The sequence below is a fragment of the Croceivirga thetidis genome (assembly GCF_012272815.1).
Lineage (GTDB): Bacteria > Bacteroidota > Bacteroidia > Flavobacteriales > Flavobacteriaceae > Croceivirga > Croceivirga thetidis.
Genome location: NZ_JAAWWL010000002.1, coordinates 1,388,969 through 1,408,431, shown reverse-complemented (window position 1 = coordinate 1,408,431; position 19,463 = coordinate 1,388,969). Strand labels below are relative to the sequence as shown.

The following is a 19,463-nucleotide window of genomic DNA, read 5'->3' as shown; positions in this document are numbered from 1 at the left end:
CAAATCCGAATTTCACACAATTCAGTTAGTTTTTCCAAGAAAACCTCGAATTGATAAATTGTCAATAAACAAGGGCTCTAAATAGCTATTTGATAATAAATGAGCATTATTTTCAATTATGTATATTTTTTGTTGTGGCCAAGAATACGAATTTCCTAATAATGCTTTTTAATTTCGAAGCGCTTTAAGGCTTGCTACATACATTCATTAGTCTTCCTGCAAAAACTAAACTTCAAAATTATTTTGTTATGAGAAAAAAAATCTCACTTTATGGCCTTTTGATTTTTGGCCTCCTTTTCGTCCTAAACTCTTGTGAGGATGATGACATTACACAACAGGTAATAACACCTACAAATGTCACTGCGGCAATAAATGCTTTGGCAGATGGTTCAGGTACAGTTACCATTACCCCCGCCGCGGAGAATGCAATCAGTTTCTTGATTACTTTTGAAGAGGGTGCTTCGTCCGTTATAAAAGCGGGTGAAAGTGCGACTTATACCTATGCTGTCGGTGGAAGCTACACAATAACAATCGTAGCTTATGGACAAGGATTGGGTAATGCTACAATCACGCAAACAGTTGACGTTAATGTAGAAGCTGATCCGAACGAACCCCTTTTTGGTTCATGGGTAATGGCCAATGAAGCAGGATCGTTAGGTGTTGGACCAGCTCCAGGAGACGTGAGTTTCTTTGCTATAGATGCAGCAGGACTTGTTCAACGAGCTTGTTATTTTAATGATACTTATGTTTTTGGTGATGATGGTTCGTTTACAAACAATCTTGGTGATGAAACATGGCTAGAAGGATGGCAAAGTGGAATGGCAGATGCTTGTGGAGCACCAGTAGCTCCTCATGATGGTTCTGCTGATGCAACCTATTCTTTTGATCCAACTGCTGGTACGTTGACCATTTCTGGTGCAGGCGCCTATCTTGGTTTACCGAAAGCCGTAAATGGAGGTGAACTTCCAAATGTCGATTTACCGGATTCAATTACATACAATGTAACTCTTTCGGATGATGGTGAAACCATGAACGTTGTTATTGAAACCGCAGCGGGTATCTATTGGAATTACAAAATGGTTAAAGGTGACGGTAGCGATGTTGTAGTAGATGATGGCGGTGATGATGGTGGAATGGGAACCGGTGAGCTTATCAACGGTGATTTTGAAGCAGGAGCAGATCCATGGACCGTTGGCGTCGGTTCTGATCCAGCACCGGTAGTAACTGTTGATGGCAATACTTACTATTCGGTAATGGTTGAAACTGCTGGTGATGTCTTTAGTGTAAACTTAAGCCAGACAGGTTTGAATATAGTTCCAGGAACAAATTATGTATTACAATTTGACGCATGGTCTGATCGCGATAGAAGTATAATTGCAGGTATCGGCCTCAGTGGCGGAGATTTTGCTAATTCCAGTGTTCCTGTTAATTTGACTATGGACATGCAAACGTTTACTTTAAATCTGAATGCGGATGGTTTCGGTGATGCAAACAGCCGTGTACTATTTGACAATGGTGGCGAAGTCGGAATGGTCAACATCGATAATGTATCCCTAACAGAAGGAGGAGACGGAAGCGATACCCTTGGTGAAGGTGTTGGCGAAGATTTGGTTACCGTGTTTACCACTTTAGTATGGGCCGATGAATTCAATACCGATGGTGCTCCTGACGCAGCAAATTGGGACTATGATTTAGGAACAGGTGATAATGGATGGGGCAATGGTGAGATACAGTCTTACACTAGTGATGCTACAAATGTTATCGTTGAAGGAGGAAACCTCAAAATTACGGCAAGAGCAGAAGAGGCTACTGGTGAAGGAGTTTATTATTTCGATGATTTTCAGTTATTGGATGCCGGAGGCGTGAGTCAAAGTGTTGTTGAAGATTTTGAAGGTGCAGCACCAGCATTTACCGATTTTGGAGGTGCAACAACTGAGGTAATCTCCAATCCTGATGCCAGTGGTGTTAACACTTCGGCTACAGTGGCTAGAACGACAAAGAGTCTTGGTTCTGAGACATTTGCTGCATCGTTTTTTGATGTTTCACCAGCAATAGACGTTCCAGCGAACCCTACAATATCAGTAAAAACATGGTCACCCATTGCCAATGCTGTTGTTCGTTTGAAAATCGAAGATTCAAATGATGGAAATAACTTTGCTGAAGTTGATGCAACTACAAGCACATCTGGAGCTTGGGAAGAACTGACATTTGATTTCAGCGGGGCGGCAACCTTTAACTACGATAGGATTGTGATTTTCTTTGATTTTGGAAACCCTGGAACAGCTGCACCAGCCTATTCTTCAGCTAGAATAAAATCTGAAGGCTTGCAAGAGTTTACTTATGGAAGGGTAGAAACCAGAGCTAAACTTCCTACAGGTGGTGGAACATGGCCTGCAATATGGATGTTGGGTGCTGACTACCAAACAAACCCATGGCCTGGAGCTGGTGAAATGGATATCATGGAGCATGTCGGAAACAATCAAGACGTAGTTTTAGGTTCTACGCATGATCCTAATAATTTCGGTGGTAACTCCAGAACAGGAACAGTTACTGTTGAGGGTGCTTCTGATGAATTCCATATATATGAAATGGAGTGGACACAGGACAGTATTATGTTCGCGGTTGATGGAGTTGTATTCCATTCTGTAACAAACGATGGGACTTTACCTTTCAACAAAGATTTCTTCTTCATTCTCAACGTAGCGATGGGTGGAAGTCTTGGAGGCGATATCGACCCAGCCTTTACCGAATCTACCATGGAAGTTGATTACATCAGAATGTATCAATAAATGGATTAAAATAATTAAACAAAAGACCAGGTCTTCCTGGTCTTTTTTGTTTCATTTTTAAAATCGAAAAACTCTCAACAACCAAAACCTACTACATGTCACAAATCAAAAATTTGGAAGACAATCAGTTAGAGCATGTTACCATAGATGGCGAATTGTATTTCAAGATTCGCAATCATGATTCCATGAGGCCTTTTTTCATGAGTATTGTCAGTGATTCCAATCACTGGATGTTCATTTCAAGTAACGGTGGGTTAACTGCAGGCCGTAAAAACTCTGAATATGCGCTTTTTCCGTATTACACTGATGATAAAATTACAGAATCAGTTGAAACCACAGGAAGTAAGACCATCATTCGAATTCAAAAGCAAAATTCGACAGCAATTTGGGAACCTTTTTCAGACAAAGGAGACACTGCATATCGCATAGCTAGAAATCTCTATAAAAATAGTTATGGCAACAAAATTATTTTTGAGGAAGTCAATTTAGATTTAAAGCTCACCTTCAAATATCAATGGGCCAATTCTAATTTATATGGTTTTGTTCGTTCGGTAGATCTTATCAATAATGGCGACTTAGAAGTTAACGTCAGTGTTTTGGATGGCATTCAAAATGTTCTTCCGTATGGTGTAGGTAGTTATACGCAAACCAATTCAAGTAATTTGGTCGATGCTTATAAACGAACTGAACTGCTCGAAGAATCTGGTTTGGGCATTTTTGCTTTAAGTGCAATTATTGTCGACAAAGCAGAACCAAGTGAGGCGTTAAAGGCTAATGTTGTTTGGTCGTTGGGTTTCAGTAGTCCTAAACATCTCTTGTCTTCTTTACAGGTAGATGATTTTAGAAAGGGTGAATCAGTGCTTCAAGAGACTGATATTAAGGCGGAGAAAGGAGCATACTTTGTACAAGATGATTTTCATTTATCGGCCGATCAAAAAAAGAATTGGAAAATAATTGCTAACGTTAGTCATGACCATACCGCCGTATTTGGTTTGGATAGCGCCATAAAAAATGACCCAAATCTTGACACAAAACTTCTAAACGACATAAATTTAGGTACGGATAATTTGATCGCTCTTTGTGCAGCTTCAGATGGTTTACAAAAAACCAAAGATGTTCAACGAAATACACGACATTTTAGCAATACCCTCTTTAATATAATGCGCGGTGGAATTTTTGACCACGGTTATGTTCTTGAGAAATGGGATATCGAAAAGTACTTCAAAAACGCCAATAAAACCTTATTTGAAAAAGTAAGGAAGGAGCTAAATGGACTACCAGAAACTTTTAATCGTAAGACCATAGAAGAACTTGCGAATCAAATAGGTGATAGTAATTTCACCCGACTCTGTAAAGAATACCTGCCTCTAAAATTCAGTAGAAGACACGGAGATCCAAGTAGGCCATGGAATCGATTTTCAATAAATACCCGAAGCGAGAAAGATGGTTCGAAAATTTTGGACTATGAAGGCAACTGGCGTGATATTTTTCAAAATTGGGAGGCTTTAGCGATATCCTATCCACAATTCATTGAAAGTATGATTCATAAGTTTTTGAATGCTTCTACTTTCGATGGATATAATCCATATCGGGTAACTAAGGGTGGGTTCGATTGGGAAATTATTGAACCAGACGATCCTTGGAGTTACATCGGTTATTGGGGTGATCACCAAATAATTTATCTCTTGAAGTTTTTGGAATTTTATGAGGACACTGCTCCTGGTGAATTACAAAAGCTATTTACAAAGGATGTATTTGTATATGCTAATGTACCTTATCGAATCAAGGACTATGATGATATTCTTAAGAACCCCAAAGATACCATAGAGTTTGACGAGGATTTAGATAAGGAAATTCGAAAAACCAGGAATGAAGTTGGTGCAGATGGGGCACTTTTAAGAAATAAGGAAGGCGAAATCATTACCGTTAATTTTGTCGAAAAGCTCCTAGCCACGGCACTAGCAAAAGTTTCGAATTTTATTCCAGAAGCTGGTATTTGGATGAATACCCAGCGCCCAGAATGGAATGATGCCAACAACGCATTGGTAGGCAATGGGGTCTCCATGGCAACCCTTTATTACCTGCGCAGATTTTTGTCTTTTTTTAGCGCCGTTTTTGAAAAGTCCGAGGCATCAGAATTTCAAGTTGCAAATGAATTAGCCGACCTATTCAAAGAAATCAATGCAACTTTCGAAGCTGAAAAATTTATCCTTGAAGGTAAAGTGGACAATACTGCCAGAAAAAGGGTGGCTGACGGTTTAGGTAATGCCGCAGGAACATTCCGCACTAAGATTTACAAGAATCACTTTTCTGGAAAAAAAGAAAACATCTCAAAAAAAGAGCTGTTGAACTTCTTACATCTTTCGCTAAACTACTTAGAGCATTCCATTGAAGCCAATAAGCGTTCTGACAATATGTACCATGCTTACAACTTAATGACAGTTGAGAATGAAAAAGAAATTTCCGTTTCGCACCTAGATGAAATGTTAGAAGGTCAAGTGGCTGTTTTGAGTTCAAAATATCTTTGTCCAGAAGCTGCTTTGGAGGTTTTGGATGGGCTAAAACAAAGCAAGCTTTTTCGTGCGGATCAGTACAGTTATTTACTTTATCCCAATAAAGATTTGCCATTGTTTGCTCAAAAGAATCGTATTTCAGAAGAGGATGTTGATAAATCTGAATTACTAAAGCAGTTGATAGCTGAGGGCAACTTTGACCTTATTTCAAAAAGTGTTAAGGGTACCTATCATTTCAATGGCAATTTTAGAAATGCAAATGATGTTCAAAATGCTCTTGACGAGCTTCGTGAAACAAAATATTCGAATCTGGTAGATTCTGAGGAGGAAGCTATTTTGAATATTTTCGAAAGTGTTTTTAACCATAAATCGTTTACGGGGCGATCGGGAACATTTTATGGATACGAAGGACTTGGGTCTATCTATTGGCATATGGTTTCCAAATTGTTATTAGCAGTCCAAGAATGCTGTCTTAATGCCATTGAAAGTGAGGCAAGTGACGAGGTTATTGGTCGTTTATTGGAACACTATTACGAGATTAATGAAGGTATTGGGGTCCATAAGACGCCTAAACTTTACGGTGCCTTTCCCACTGATCCATATTCACACACTCCAGGAGGTAAAGGAGCCCAGCAACCAGGTATGACTGGTCAGGTGAAAGAAGATATCTTAAGTCGTTTTGGTGAACTTGGTGTTCGACTAAAAAATGGCAAGGTTTGTTTTGCTTTTGGTCTCCTGCGTAAATCCGAATTCTTGAGTACGCCTTCAGTTTTTCAGTTTAGGGATTTGATGGGTCATGAAAATGAAATACAATTGATTGAAGGTCAATTGGCATTTACCCTTTGTCAAGTTCCCATTGTTTATATGATTTCTAGTGAACCTAAGATGGTTGTTGTGTTGAACGATGGTTCTGAAACAATATTCGATACCAATGAGCTAACAGAAGAATTAACAGAAAAACTGTTTGCCAGGTCTGGTGAAATCATCGCTATAAGACTCAATATTAATGAAACACAATTAAGATGAGAAGAACGATAGGCATCTTAATATTTACCGCTGTATCAATTGTAATATTGATGAATTCATGTAAAGAACAGAACAATAGAAGTATACCAAAAACTCAAATTGAAAAAAAAGTGACAGCTTCAGATATTTTAGGAAATTCGGAGTATCAGGCAATTTCATACGGAGGGTATCGACATGCCGACCATTCAATTGAACCTACTATAGGAGAATTGAAAGAAGACATGAAAATTCTTGCTGCAATGGGCATCAAAGTGCTACGCACTTATAAGGTTCATTTACCACATGCTTCAAATGTATTGAAAGCAATAAAAGAACTAAGACAAGAAGATCCGAATTTTGAAATGTATGTGATGCTCGGCGCATGGATTGATTGCAAAAATGCATGGACTGATTTAGAGCCTGACCATGAATATGAAAGTGAACGAAATTCAGCTGAAATTGATGAAGCTGTACGTCTAGCTAAAAAGTATCCAGAAATTGTTAAGGTAATCGCGGTTGGCAATGAAGCTATGGTGAAATGGGCAACAAGTTACTTTGTGCAGCCTCGGGTAATTTTGAAATGGGTTAACCATCTACAAGAATTAAAATCGAAGGGTGAACTTTCCAAAGATCTATGGATTACCAGTTCTGATAATTTTGCTTCTTGGGGCGGTGGTGATTCAGAATACCATATTGAGGATTTAGACAAATTGATAGCAGCTGTGGATTACATATCGATGCACACTTATCCAATGCATGATACCCATTACAATCCAAATTTTTGGGGAGTTTTGGAAACCGAAGAAAGTTTTTCGGAACCGGAGAAGATTAAAGCTGCAATGATTCGAGCTCAAAATTATGCAGAGAACCAATACAATAGTGTGGTTGCTTATATGAAATCCTTGGGCATTGATAAGCCTGTTCATATTGGTGAAACAGGTTGGGCCAGTTTTTCTAATGGTTTTTATGGAGATGATGGTTCCATAGCCTGCGATCAATATAAAGAAGCCCTATTTTATAATTTAATGCGCGATTGGACCAATAAATCAGGAATATCTTGTTTTTACTTTGAAGCCTTTGATGAACCGTGGAAAGATGCTGAAAATCCTGGTGGTTCTGAGAACCATTTTGGACTTTTTTCTGTTGACGGAGAGGCCAAATATGTAATATGGGATTTAGTGGACCAAGGAGCTTTTAAAGGATTGACCAGAGGCGGTAACGAAATCGTGAAGTCTTTCGATGGTGATTTCGACTACCTGATGAGTTACATAAAAACACCCCCTTCAAAACCTGATGTAATGGCGAATCAACAATAACAAATTAAACCACCAGACAAATGAGCAATAGAAATCAATTGACAACCGTAAAGAAAGTGCCTTTAGGGCAGAAAATAGCCTTTGGCATAGGTATGTTCGCCAATCAAATGTTCCCAGCGATATTAGGAATTTTTATGGTCGTTTTGGTAGAAGATTTGAAGTTTACCGGATTGATGTGGGGTATGATTTACTTATTTCCAAGATTGTTTGATGCAATTACGGATCCTTTAATGGGTTTCATCTCTGATAATACAAAATCAAAATGGGGAAGAAGACGCAAGTATGTGCTGATTGGTGGAGTTGTTATGGGAGTGGCCTATGTCTTTATGTGGCAGCTTTTTATTGAGAACTCTGTCCAATATAATTTTTGGTACTTCTTTTTATGGTCTGTTGTTTTCTATTTGGGTCTTACATTCTTTAGCGTACCCTATGTGGCTATGGGTTACGAAATGAGTGATGATTTTCATGAACGTACCAATATAATGGCGATAGCACAGTGGATAGGGCAGTGGGCCTGGGTAATAGCGCCTTTATTTTGGATAATAATGTATGATCCTGAATGGTTTCCTTCAGCTGATGTTGCAGCCCGGGAACTTGCCATATGGGTTGCTGTTCCATGTGCAATTTGCGCAATCGTTCCAGCTTTGTTTATCAAAAGTGAATCCACTCTTGATAAGGATTATGAACCACTGAGCCTATCGAACATTGGTGGTAGCTTGAAAAAAATTCTGGGTAGTTTTAAGGAAGCATTTAAAATAAAAGAGTTCAGAAAGTTGTGCGGCGCCACCTTCTTCATTTATAACGCCTTCATGGCAGTATCTTCACTTACTTTTTTTGTTATTGTCTATAAATTATTTAACGGAGACGCCGGAGCCAGCGGTATCTGGGTTTCGTTATTTGGTTGTTTAGGGGCTTTGGGAACAACGTTCATCGTTATTCCAATCGTTGCCCGAATGTCAAAAAAAATGGGCAAGAAAAAAGCATTTATGCTTTCGCAGGCTATTTCAATAATTGGATACGTCATGATGTTTTTCCTCTTTATTCCAGGAAAACCTTGGATGTATATCATCTCATTGCCATTCTTTTCATTTGGTATCGGTAGTTTGTTCACCATAATGATGTCAATGACTGCTGATGTAATCGATATCGATGAATTGAATACCGGAAAAAGAAGAGAAGGTATTTTTGGCGCTATTTATTGGTGGATGGTTAAAGTTGGTTTTGCAATAGCAGGTGCTTTTAGTGGCCTGATTATATGGCTCGTTGGTTTTAATTCAGACTTGCCTACTACTGAGCAGTTGGGCGCCGTCAATGGATTACATGCTTTTTTCTGTTTTTTCCCGCTATTAGGGACCCTCGCCGCCATGTATATTATGCGTGATTACGATGTTACGGAAGAACGGGCCAATGAAATACGATTGCAGCTAGAAGCGCGTAAAAGCGAGATGAAATCTTAATAATCCCTTATGTCATCTGGTAGAAAAGAAAAATTACTATCCCTCGCATCGCTGGATTATGATGGTAAATCCACTGATGAACTCAAGGAAATGGCCCGGGCCGTACTTCAAGAGGGAATGCATGGCCTTTGCTTTAGTCCCTATATGGAAAATCAGCAACCTGGAGATTTGGTAAGTGAAGAGCAGATTCATCGCCGTATGCAAATAATAAAACCGTATACCAAATGGATAAGGTCTTTTTCCTGTACAGAAGGCAACGAGGCCATCCCAAAGATTGCTAAAGAATATGGGATAAAGACTTTGGTGGGTGCTTGGCTTGGTGATGACCCTGAGATCAACGAAAAAGAAATGCAGGGCCTTATTAAACTAGCGAACGATGGGCATGTTGATGTTGCGGCAATTGGGAACGAGGTTATGTACAGGGGAGACTTGACGGAAGAAGAATTGTTGTCTTTTATTAAGCGCGGTAAAGAAGCTATTACCCACATCCCTGTCGGGTACGTAGATGCCTATTACGAGTTTAGGGAACGCCCTCGTATAACTGAGATTTGTGATGTTATTCTGGCAAATTGTTATCCGTTCTGGGAAGGATGTGATGCTGATTACTCCTTATTGTATATGAAAGATATGTACCGACAAGCTGAAAGAGCAGCTAAAGGAAAGAAAGTTATTATTTCAGAAACAGGCTGGCCTAGTCAAGGCTCAAATTTGGAAGGCGCCTATCCTTCTTTTGAAAATTATTTAAAGTACTTCATGAACACCCAAAAATGGGCGACGGAAGATCAAATGGAAATTTTTTATTTTTCTTCATTTGATGAGTCATGGAAAGTTGGTGCTGAAGGCGACGTCGGGGCATTTTGGGGACTTTGGGATGCTGAAGAGCGTCTAAAATTTTAATCGTTGACTTATTTTTGCTTGGATAAGGCTTTGCAGTGTTTGTAGTGAAACTGCATTGTTTTATTTCAATTCCAAATGGTTTTTATGCTAACACAGCAATTCAATTTGTGTTGGAATTATCGTCAACTAAAAACTTGAATTCCGAAAAAGTTGGTATTTTTCAAAAATCGGTTTAACTAAAAAATGGATTCGAATAGTCTCGAAAAGCTTTTAGAATTAATAGACAAGCTTAAAGAAGTCAAGACATTGTCAAAACACGAACAGTTGGTTTTGGGAATTATTGACACTATCAATTCAGGCCATTTGACCATTGGGGATCAATTACCTTCAATAAATGTGATGGTCGACGAAGTTGGGTTCGCTCGTAAGACCATCGTAAAGGCATATGAGGAGCTAAAAGCGAAAGGATTGGTCGAATCTAAAAAGACCAAAGGTTATTTTGTTGTTAACAGCAATACCCAACTTTTCTTGAGGATTGCACTTATTATGTATTCATTTCAACGATTCCAGCAGGAATTCTACAATACACTGCGTAAAAATTTGGAAGATAAGGTTCAAATCGACGTTTTTTTTCATCATAACAATGAAGATGTTTTTGAAACCATTTTCGGCAACATTGTTGGCAAATATGGAATGTACGTAGTTGCCCCAATTGAGCATGAGCGGAGTAAAGAAGTATTGGCTTCTTTGCAACCCGAGAAACTGATTGTAATTGACAGGTATTTGGATATAGGGAAGGAATACAGTTATGTTGTTCAAGAATTCTATCACAGTACCCTGAAAGTATTCAATCAATTACTACCGAAAATGAAAAAATACAAGCGGTCTGTTTTATTTTATCGTGAAGACCGAGACTACCCACAAGGTATTAAGAGGTCTTTCGAAGAATTTTGTTCGGCAAATGACATTGACCAACAAATTCTTCCGATGTACGAAAGTGAAGAAGTGGTAAAGGACACGCTTTACATCTGTATTGATGATGCAGACTTGTGGTTACTTTTAAAGGACTGTCGTAATAGTGATTTTAGAATAGGAAAGGATGTAGGAGTACTTTCTTTTAACGATCATGTGGTAAAAGAAATAATATCAGGTGGCATCACAACCATATCAGCCGATTTTAAAGAAATGGCAACCCTTACTGCCAAAAATATAAGAAATCTCAGCTACGACAATTCCATTATTCCAACTAGCCTATTAGAAAGAGGGTCAATTTAGTGCAATTTAGATATTGATAATATTCATCCTCTAAATTGTTAAATCCTTATTTTATTTAATTAAAAATTTGAAATTAACAATAATTTTATACTTTTGACAAAGTAGCATAGACTATCATAGTATAATAACTGCTAATCTAAACTAAATCTATATGAAAAGAAACCACTTAAAAAGACTGTTGGTTTTTATGGCCTTTCTGTTTTCAGGTATGGCCATTGCTCAGACCAACGTTACAGGAAATGTATCGGATGATCAAGGTCCGCTTCCTGGTGTGAACATTATTGAAAAAGGAACCACAAACGGAGTTACCACAGATTTTGATGGGAATTACTCCATAGATGTTTCTGAAGGTGCCATTTTGGTATTCAGTTATATTGGGTACATGACCCAAGAGGTTGAAGTTGCCGGAAGAAGCAGTATTAATGTCAGTTTGGCCGCTGATGCCCAAGCTCTTGATGAAGTAGTGATAACAGGTTTTGGTTCCCAAGCCAAAGTTGATGTCACTGGAGCTATTGCTCAAATTAAGCAAGAAGAAGTAAGACAAATCGTAAATGCTGACCCTACAAACGCGCTTCAGGGCCGTTTGGCAGGTGTTCAAGTTGAAAGTGGCGGTGGTCAGCCTGGTGCTCCAACCAACGTTATCGTTAGGGGTATTAGTTCGTTGACCAATACCTTTCCATTGTACGTTGTTGATGGAACCATAGTTGACGATATTACCTTTTTGAACTCTAAGGATATTGTTGATATCCAGGTATTAAAAGATGCCACCTCTGCCGCCATTTATGGTACAAGGGCCGCTAACGGTGTTATTATCATTTCGACAAATCGTGGTTCAATGAATTCTGAACCTCTAGTAACAGTGGATGTTCGAGCTGGGGTAAACGGAGTTGGAAGGACATTGGACTTTTTGAATGGTCCTGAATTTATTGCCTTTTTAAATCAGCGAAGTATTAATGAAGGGCAACCAGCTAATATTGTAGATCCAGGAGTAAACACTGATTTTCAAGATCTCACTTTGAATTCAGGATCTATAACCGATGTCGGATTCAATATTTCGGGTGGAGGTGAGGATTCCTCATATTTCTTCTCGACCAATTACTACGATGAAGAAGGTATTGTTACAAGTACAGGTTTTGAACGACTTAATGTTAGATTAAATAGTCGTTTTAAAGCTGGTAAATTCACCTTCGAAGAATCACTATCCTACAACCAAAGAGATTTGAATACCAATCCATTCTTTGGTAACGGTACATTTACTGCTCCCATTGTTCGAGAAACTGCGCCTGAAAACTTAGGTGGTTTTGAAGCTATTGATTCCAACTTGTATAACGGTTCAGGCGGTACAAATAATTATGCGCTTGCTCAACTACTTAATGATCAAACAACACAACGTAATGTGTTGGGGAATTTAAAGGTCAACTATGAAATCGTAGAGGGCCTAACGGCAAGTGTAAATGTTGGTGTAGATTATAGAAATACATATTCCAACTTCTTTCAGCCTACCTTTAATATGAGTCCAACAGACCAGCAAGTCAACCTAAATGAGTTGAATGATTTGACTGAGGTACGAGGAGAAATTATTTCAACAAACATTGAGCCTACCTTAAATTATAAAAATACATTTGGTAAGCACTCCCTTGATGTTTTGTTAGGTGGTGCACGTCAGCAAATCGATAACAATTCATTAGCGGTGTATGCAGAGGGTTTGCCTTCAAACAACATCACTAACATCGCAGGTTTTGCAGATCAAATTGTGAATTCAGGTGGTGGCAGATTCCTATCAAGAATTTTTTCAGTCTTTGGTCGTGTAAACTACAAGTTTGATAACAAGTATTTGTTCACGGCCATAGTACGTCGGGATGCATCTTCGAGATTTTCTCCGGAGGATGATTTCAATAATATAGTTCTACCTGCATTTTCTGCTGGCTGGGTAATCAGCAACGAAAGCTGGTGGCCTGAAGATTCTTTATTCAATACCTTGAAATTCCGTGCAGGTTACGGTGAATTGGCTTCTCAGAATATTGGAGACTATTTGTTCCAATCTGTTTTGAATTCTACATCAAATGCTAGTTTTAACAATACGACTGCAGGGGGCTTTGCAATAACCGATTTGGTTGATCAAAATATTTCTTTTGAAACTGCGAAATCAACTAGTGTTGGTATTGATGGGGCAATGTTGAATAACAGGTTGACCTTTGCCGCGGATTATTATGTCAGAGACAATAGCAATGTATTGGCTCCAGTAGCAGTGCCATCAACAACTGGTTCCGGAAATCCAGTAACGCAAAACGCCGCTTCTATCCGAAATTCAGGTTTTGAATTGCAAGCGAATTATACCCATGACAATGGAGGGGATTTCCAATGGAATGCTGGTTTAACTTTTGCGACTCTTAAGAATGAACTTACTGAGTTGCCAAATCCTTTGGTAGGTCCTTCAATTGATGAAGAAGGAAATACGCCCAACAGATATGAAGTCGGGCAACCAATCGGTTTCTTTTTTGGTTTCCAAAACGACGGTATATATAGAAGTCAAGCTGAGATTGATAGTGATCCAGGTGTTGCCAATGACCCAGAACGCCGAGCTATTTTACAGCCAGGTGATTTTAGAAGGGTTGACCTAAATGGTGATGGAGTTATAAATAATGATGATAGAACAAATCTTGGCTCTCCAATTCCAGACTTCACTTATGGTATTAATTTTAATGCCACTTATAAGAATTGGGACTTTGGATTAAACTTTAACGGTGTTCAAGGTGTGGAAATATTTAATGCCACACGCTTTACAGGAACCTTCTTCTTAGATGGAAACAAGTTTGGTTATGTTCGTGACGCTTTCGTCTTAGGGCAAAATGAGAATACCAATATTCCAAGGGCTTCTTTGCCAAATGCTGCGGGTAATCAATTGCCTTCTGACTTCTATGTTGAAAACGGTTCTTATTTGAGGTTGCGAAGTCTTGAAGTTGGTTATGATTTAACAAAGGTTATCAATATGCCTTGGGTGAGCAACGCAAGAATATTTTACAATATGCAAAACGTGTTCACGATTACAGGATATGAAGGTTACGATCCTGAAATTGGTTCGACCCTGGCCGGAACTGGCGGCGGTTTCTTTGGTAATCCGAACAATACACCACCGATTTTTGGTAGGGGTATTGATTTGCGAGCGCAACCAAGACCAAGAACATTTATCTTAGGTTTACAAGTTGCATTTTAATAATGGTTATGAATAATGAAAATTAATAAAATGAAAATCAAAACAAACAGATTATTAGTCTTAACGTTATGCATGGCATTATTGATGCCGCTTAACGGATGTGATGAGGATAAGTTGGAGATTTCCAATCCCAATACTGTTTCCCAATTGGACTTTTTTAGAAATGAGGCTGATTTTAGGGTGGCCGTTAATGGTATGATTCATCCAATTACAGCAGTATTCTTCTGGGGTCGTGTGGTTCATACTGGACCTTTATTGAGATCTGATGCTTTTAATGTTGTGCCTTTTGCGAACAACACGACAATGTCAACATTACAAGGTGTTCCTGGCGTGAGCCGATGGGCCACAGACATGTTCCCACAATTGTATCAAGCAATTTTTAGGGCAAATACTATTTTAGAAGAGGCCAATGATGAAAATTTGCCAGCGGGCAGTGCTAGAGATGAGATTTTAGGGCAGGCCTATTTCATGAGGGCTTTTGCCAATTGGTATCTAGGAGCATTCTGGGGTAACGTACCTTTGGTTTTAAACACACCACAGTCAGATGCGGACTTTTTTCCAAGTCAAGCGACACAGACTGAAGTATTCAATTCGGTTATTGCCGATTTGAATATGGCTGCTTCAATGTTGCCAGCTACCTGGTCTGCCAATGATTTAGGAAGACCAACTAGTGGTTCGGCTTTAGCTTTGAGAGGTAAGACACATCTTTTTATGCAGAATTATGCTGCGGCTGCTGCAGACTTTCAGCAAGTTGTCAATAGCGGAGTGTATTCACTGCTTCCAGCTGCACAGTATGATGATAACTTTACCACGGCAAATGAAAACAATGCGGAGTCGGTTTTTGAATTGCAGTTTGCACCTCAAGACAACTTCGTTTGGGGTTCGGATGTTCCCTTAACTGGTGCACAAAGTAATTTTTATATTGACTATTCACCACCAACAGTTAGTTTGGATAGAAGCCATTACATCAATCCTCACATCTTGCAGACATTTGAGGATAATGGTGACACGGTAAGAAGAAATGCCACTATTGCATTTGATTATCCAGGTGCTACTGGTTATGGCGGAGCCCCATTTTTAGAAGACTTTGCTCCAGATATTGAAGCTGCTCAAGTAGCTGGTGTTGACGCTTTGTTTACTAGAAAATATGCAATGTTGTTTGCTGGTTCACGTGCTGAACTACCTGGTTTCGGACAAACGGTTGGTGTAAACTGGAGACTAATTCGCTATGCAGATGTTTTGTTGATGCTAGCTGAAGCTGAAAATGCAAATGGAAATTCAGCAGCAGCAATAGATTTGGTTAACCAAGTAAGACAAAGAGCCGAGATAGCCGATTTACCAGCAGGCCTTTCACAACAAGAAGTATTTGATGCTATTGTTGCAGAAAGAATAATGGAATTAACAGGAGAGGGTCACCGTTACCTAGATTTAGTCCGTTGGGGTCTTGCTGATGATGTAATGGGCCAAGGATCTACAATCGCTGGCGGAAGACATCCAAAATCTCTTGCAGGAGAATCAGCATTCTTTACTCCTGGTCGTGATGAGTTACTTTGGATTCCTGTGCCAGAATTAAATGCAAATCCCAATTTGGTTCAAAATCCAGGATATTAAAATTTTAAGTTTAGTTTGAGTTAGTTTAAGTTCACTAATCAGTTTAGGGCCAAGTGACATTTTTTGTTACTTGGCTCTTTTTAAAAAGTGTAGCATGTTTGCATGATGCGTTCGATAGTACTTGTATTGGTATTCATTGTTTTACTGTCTTGTTCTGGAGAGAAAGATTCAAGACAGCTTTTTCAATTGGTTGAAGTTGCAAAAAGTAATGTTGAATTTGAAAACACAATCAAAACCGATGATACCATTAATGTAATTGACTTTCAGTATTGCTACAACGGTGGTGGTGTTGGTATTGGTGATTTTAATCTAGACGGATTACCAGATTTGGTTTTCTCGGGTAATCAAGTAGGGGCAAGGCTCTATTTGAATCAAGGTGATTTGCAATTTGTTGATATTACTGAGTCAAGCGGATTGATATCCGATAGTTGGCTAACCGGTGTTTCAATCGTTGATGTTAACGCAGACGGTTTAGCAGACATCTATTTAAATGTGGGTGGGGCAGATTGCCAAAATGATTGTGACAACTTACTTTTTATAAATCAAGGTAAAAACAAAAACGGGATTCCCTTTTTTGAAGAAATGGCAGGAAAGTATGGTTTAGCCGACGCGAACTATTCACAACAAACAGTCTTTTTTGACTACGACCTTGATGGTGATTTAGATGCTTATGTGTTAAGGAATGGTAATTTCAAATTTGATAAAAATTCTCCAATCCCTAAGAAATACTTCCCAGAGCATTTAACTGATGCCCTTTTCGAAAATGTGAAAGTAGATAGTTTGGACCATCCCTTATTCATTGACGTTTCCGAAAAAATGGGAATAACACATAAGGGATTTGGATTGGGAGTTGGTATTAACGATTTTGATAACAATGGATTAATAGACGTTTATGTTGCAAACGATTTTATAAGCAACGATTTACTCTACATGAATTTTACCAAACCTGTTGATAGTATTGGATTTATTGACCAATCTCAAGACTATTTTCAGCATCAAACCTATAACGCTATGGGGGTTGATATTGCTGATTTGAATAACGATAACAGGCCCGACGTCTTTGTTCTTGACATGCTACCTCAAGATTATTACAGACAAAAAACCATGCTAGGGTCCATGAACTACGATAAATATAATCTTGCCTTAAGAAATAGCTATTCGCCGCAGTATATGAGAAATACGTTACATATAAATAGCGGTTTTATTAATGAAGAACCAGTAAGGTTTTCTGAGGTGTCTTTTTTCTCGGAAGTAGGGAAAACCGATTGGAGTTGGGCACCACTTTTGGCCGATTTTGATATGGACGGGGATAATGACATTTTCATTACCAACGGTTATGGAAAAGACATTACTAATCTCGACTTTATAAACTACACACAACAAAGTAATATTTTCGGAACTAGAGAGGCAAAGGATGTTCGATTGAAAGGTTTTATAGACGAGCTACCTCCTGTATCAATGAATAATTTTCTTTTTGAGAACACTTCTGAGCTGAAATTTCAAGACAGAACAAAACAATGGCTCCCTGATATAAAAACACTTTCAAACGGCGCGGCATATTCCGATTTAGATTTAGACGGTGATCTTGATTTGATTATAAATAATATCAACCAAAAAGCATTGATTCTAAAAAATACTGCGTCAGAAGATGAAGATTTTAGATACATCAAAGTAAAGCTGAAAGGGGAGCGAAAAAATCCTAGTGCAATTGGAGCAAAAATTTCTATTTGGGAAGGTTCCTTGGAACGAACTCATTTTCAGTCGGTTGTAAGGGGTTATTTGTCCTCTGTTGAAGATGGTGCTTTTTTTGGTATCAATGCCCCAATAGCGGATTCGCTTAGGGTAGTCTGGCCTAATGGGAAAGTGACTAAAATGAATAGGGTAAGTTCTAATCAAACCCTTTATTTAGACATTGATGATGCAAAAATCCAATCAATTGAAAAAGGCAACTTCAGTAAATTGTTTACGACAGTTACTCCGACAATAGAATTCACACATAATGAAGAGTATAGTAATGAATATGCTTTTCAACACCTTTTAATGACACAGCATTCAATGAATTCTCCAATCCTAAAACGTTCACCACTGAACGACTTGGAATCAGAATTCGTATTTGTAGGTAATTCGACTGCAAAGCCTAGTCAGATTTGGAAAAGTAATAAAGGCAATGTGCATGAATTTGTGCAAGAGATTACTTTACCGTTCGAGGTTACAGATGCGCTATTTTTTGATTTTGATAATGATAACGACCTAGACCTATATTTAGCAAGTGGCGGAAATGTCCAACCTGCTGGGTCAGAAATTTATCAAGATAGGCTCTATTTAAATGACGGGGCAGGGTATTTTGAGTATGGCAAAACAGTGCTCCCAATTTCCCCTTCCTCAACCTCTTGTGTAAAAAGTTCTGATTTCGATAAGGATGGGGATATGGATTTATTTGTTGGCAGCAATATTGTACCCCATAGTTATCCTTCAAAACCGAAAAATTACCTGCTCGAAAATATAAATGGCAAACTTTCTATTAAAACAACCGGTTTTTTTGAAGAACTAGGAATGGTCAAAGACGCTGCCTGGCAAGATATTGATGGAGATGGTTGGGATGATTTGATTGTTGTTGGTGATTGGATGCCCATACAAATATTTAAGAACCGTGATGGAAATCTAGAGCCCTTGGAAACCAAATTTTTCAATGGGAATGATGTAGAGGTAAACACTTCTGGTTGGTACAATACCATCGCTTCCGGAGATTTTGATAACGATGGTGATATTGACTTTCTATTGGGTAATCAGGGCAACAATAATTTCATAAATCCTTCAGAGGAATATCCTGCATACCTGTACACTAAAGATTTTGATAATAATGGTAGTGTCGATCCCCTTATTGGAATGTATTATGATACCGAGGCTGGCAAAAAATTAATGCCGTTGCATTCTAGGGACGATGTTATGAAGCAATTACCTGCGCTAAAAAACCGATTAAATAGTTATCAGGATTTTGCCGAAGTCGATTTTGTGTCCTTATTGGAAATTAAGAATCTCTCTGAAGAAACTTTTAAAGTCTCGAATTCACAAAGCATCTATTTGGAAAACAAAGGAAACGCCGCCTTTTCGATTAATCCATTACCGTACTTAACACAATTAGGCCCAATAAGTTGTGTTCTCGTCGATGACTTTGATGAAGATGGAAATTTAGATGCACTTTTGGCGGGCAATGACTTTTATGCTGAAAGTGTTTTTGGAAGGTATGATGCCGTAACAGGTATTTATTTGAAAGGTAATGGTAAAGGAAATTTTCGAGCCATATCTGCTTCAGAAAGCGGATTTTATCTTCCTGAACATACTACTTCCTTAATTCAAATTACAGGTCAAGAATCTGAAAAATTGATATTGGCGGCACAACGAAATAATAGTTTAAAAGCATTTTCAATTCAACCAAACCCCTAACC

The 19,463-nt window shown here is 38.6% G+C and carries 9 protein-coding genes; all 9 read left to right on the top strand.

The annotated features are described in order from the left end of the window. Positions 1 to 248 precede the first annotated feature (248 nt). The 9 genes from HCU67_RS16800 to HCU67_RS13945 all read left to right on the top strand — a co-directional run bounded on the left by HCU67_RS16800 (position 249) and on the right by HCU67_RS13945 (position 19,461). Positions 249 to 2,789, top strand: a complete 2,541-nt coding sequence (locus HCU67_RS16800) for a family 16 glycosylhydrolase (protein ID WP_168553213.1) — start codon at positions 249 to 251, stop codon at positions 2,787 to 2,789. Positions 2,790 to 2,884: 95 nt separating this feature from the next. Then, positions 2,885 to 6,328 (top strand): hypothetical protein, encoded by a 3,444-nt coding sequence (locus HCU67_RS13980; protein WP_168553212.1) that lies wholly within the window; start codon positions 2,885 to 2,887, stop codon positions 6,326 to 6,328. Continuing rightward, a complete protein-coding gene (locus HCU67_RS13975; RefSeq protein WP_168553211.1) occupies positions 6,325 to 7,623 on the top strand; it encodes a glycosyl hydrolase family 17 protein in 1,299 nt (432 codons plus the stop codon). Before HCU67_RS13980 ends, HCU67_RS13975 begins: the two co-directional genes overlap by 4 nt. A gap of 20 nt (positions 7,624 to 7,643) precedes the next feature. After that, complete coding sequence (locus HCU67_RS16675; protein WP_168553210.1) at positions 7,644 to 9,080, top strand: MFS transporter; 1,437 nt, start codon at positions 7,644 to 7,646, stop codon at positions 9,078 to 9,080. A 9-nt stretch (positions 9,081 to 9,089) separates the two neighbouring features. Further along, the gene (locus HCU67_RS16670) at positions 9,090 to 9,977 is read left to right on the top strand and encodes a glycoside hydrolase family 17 protein (RefSeq protein WP_168553209.1); all 888 of its coding nucleotides are present in this window, start codon (positions 9,090 to 9,092) and stop codon (positions 9,975 to 9,977) included. A 183-nt stretch (positions 9,978 to 10,160) separates the two neighbouring features. Further along, positions 10,161 to 11,192: a GntR family transcriptional regulator gene (locus HCU67_RS13960; RefSeq protein ID WP_168553208.1), complete on the top strand. Its 1,032-nt coding sequence runs from the start codon at positions 10,161 to 10,163 to the stop codon at positions 11,190 to 11,192. A 151-nt stretch (positions 11,193 to 11,343) separates the two neighbouring features. Further along, on the top strand, positions 11,344 to 14,406 hold the full coding sequence (locus HCU67_RS13955) for a SusC/RagA family TonB-linked outer membrane protein (protein WP_168553207.1): 3,063 nt from the start codon (positions 11,344 to 11,346) through the stop codon (positions 14,404 to 14,406). Positions 14,407 to 14,436: 30 nt separating this feature from the next. After that, the gene (locus HCU67_RS13950; protein ID WP_168553206.1) at positions 14,437 to 16,017 is read left to right on the top strand and encodes a RagB/SusD family nutrient uptake outer membrane protein; all 1,581 of its coding nucleotides are present in this window, start codon (positions 14,437 to 14,439) and stop codon (positions 16,015 to 16,017) included. A gap of 102 nt (positions 16,018 to 16,119) precedes the next feature. Then, positions 16,120 to 19,461 carry a VCBS repeat-containing protein gene (locus HCU67_RS13945; RefSeq protein ID WP_168553205.1) on the top strand — a complete coding sequence of 1,114 codons (3,342 nt, stop codon included), beginning with the start codon at positions 16,120 to 16,122 and terminating at the stop codon, positions 19,459 to 19,461. The last annotated feature ends 2 nt before the right edge of the window (positions 19,462 to 19,463 follow it).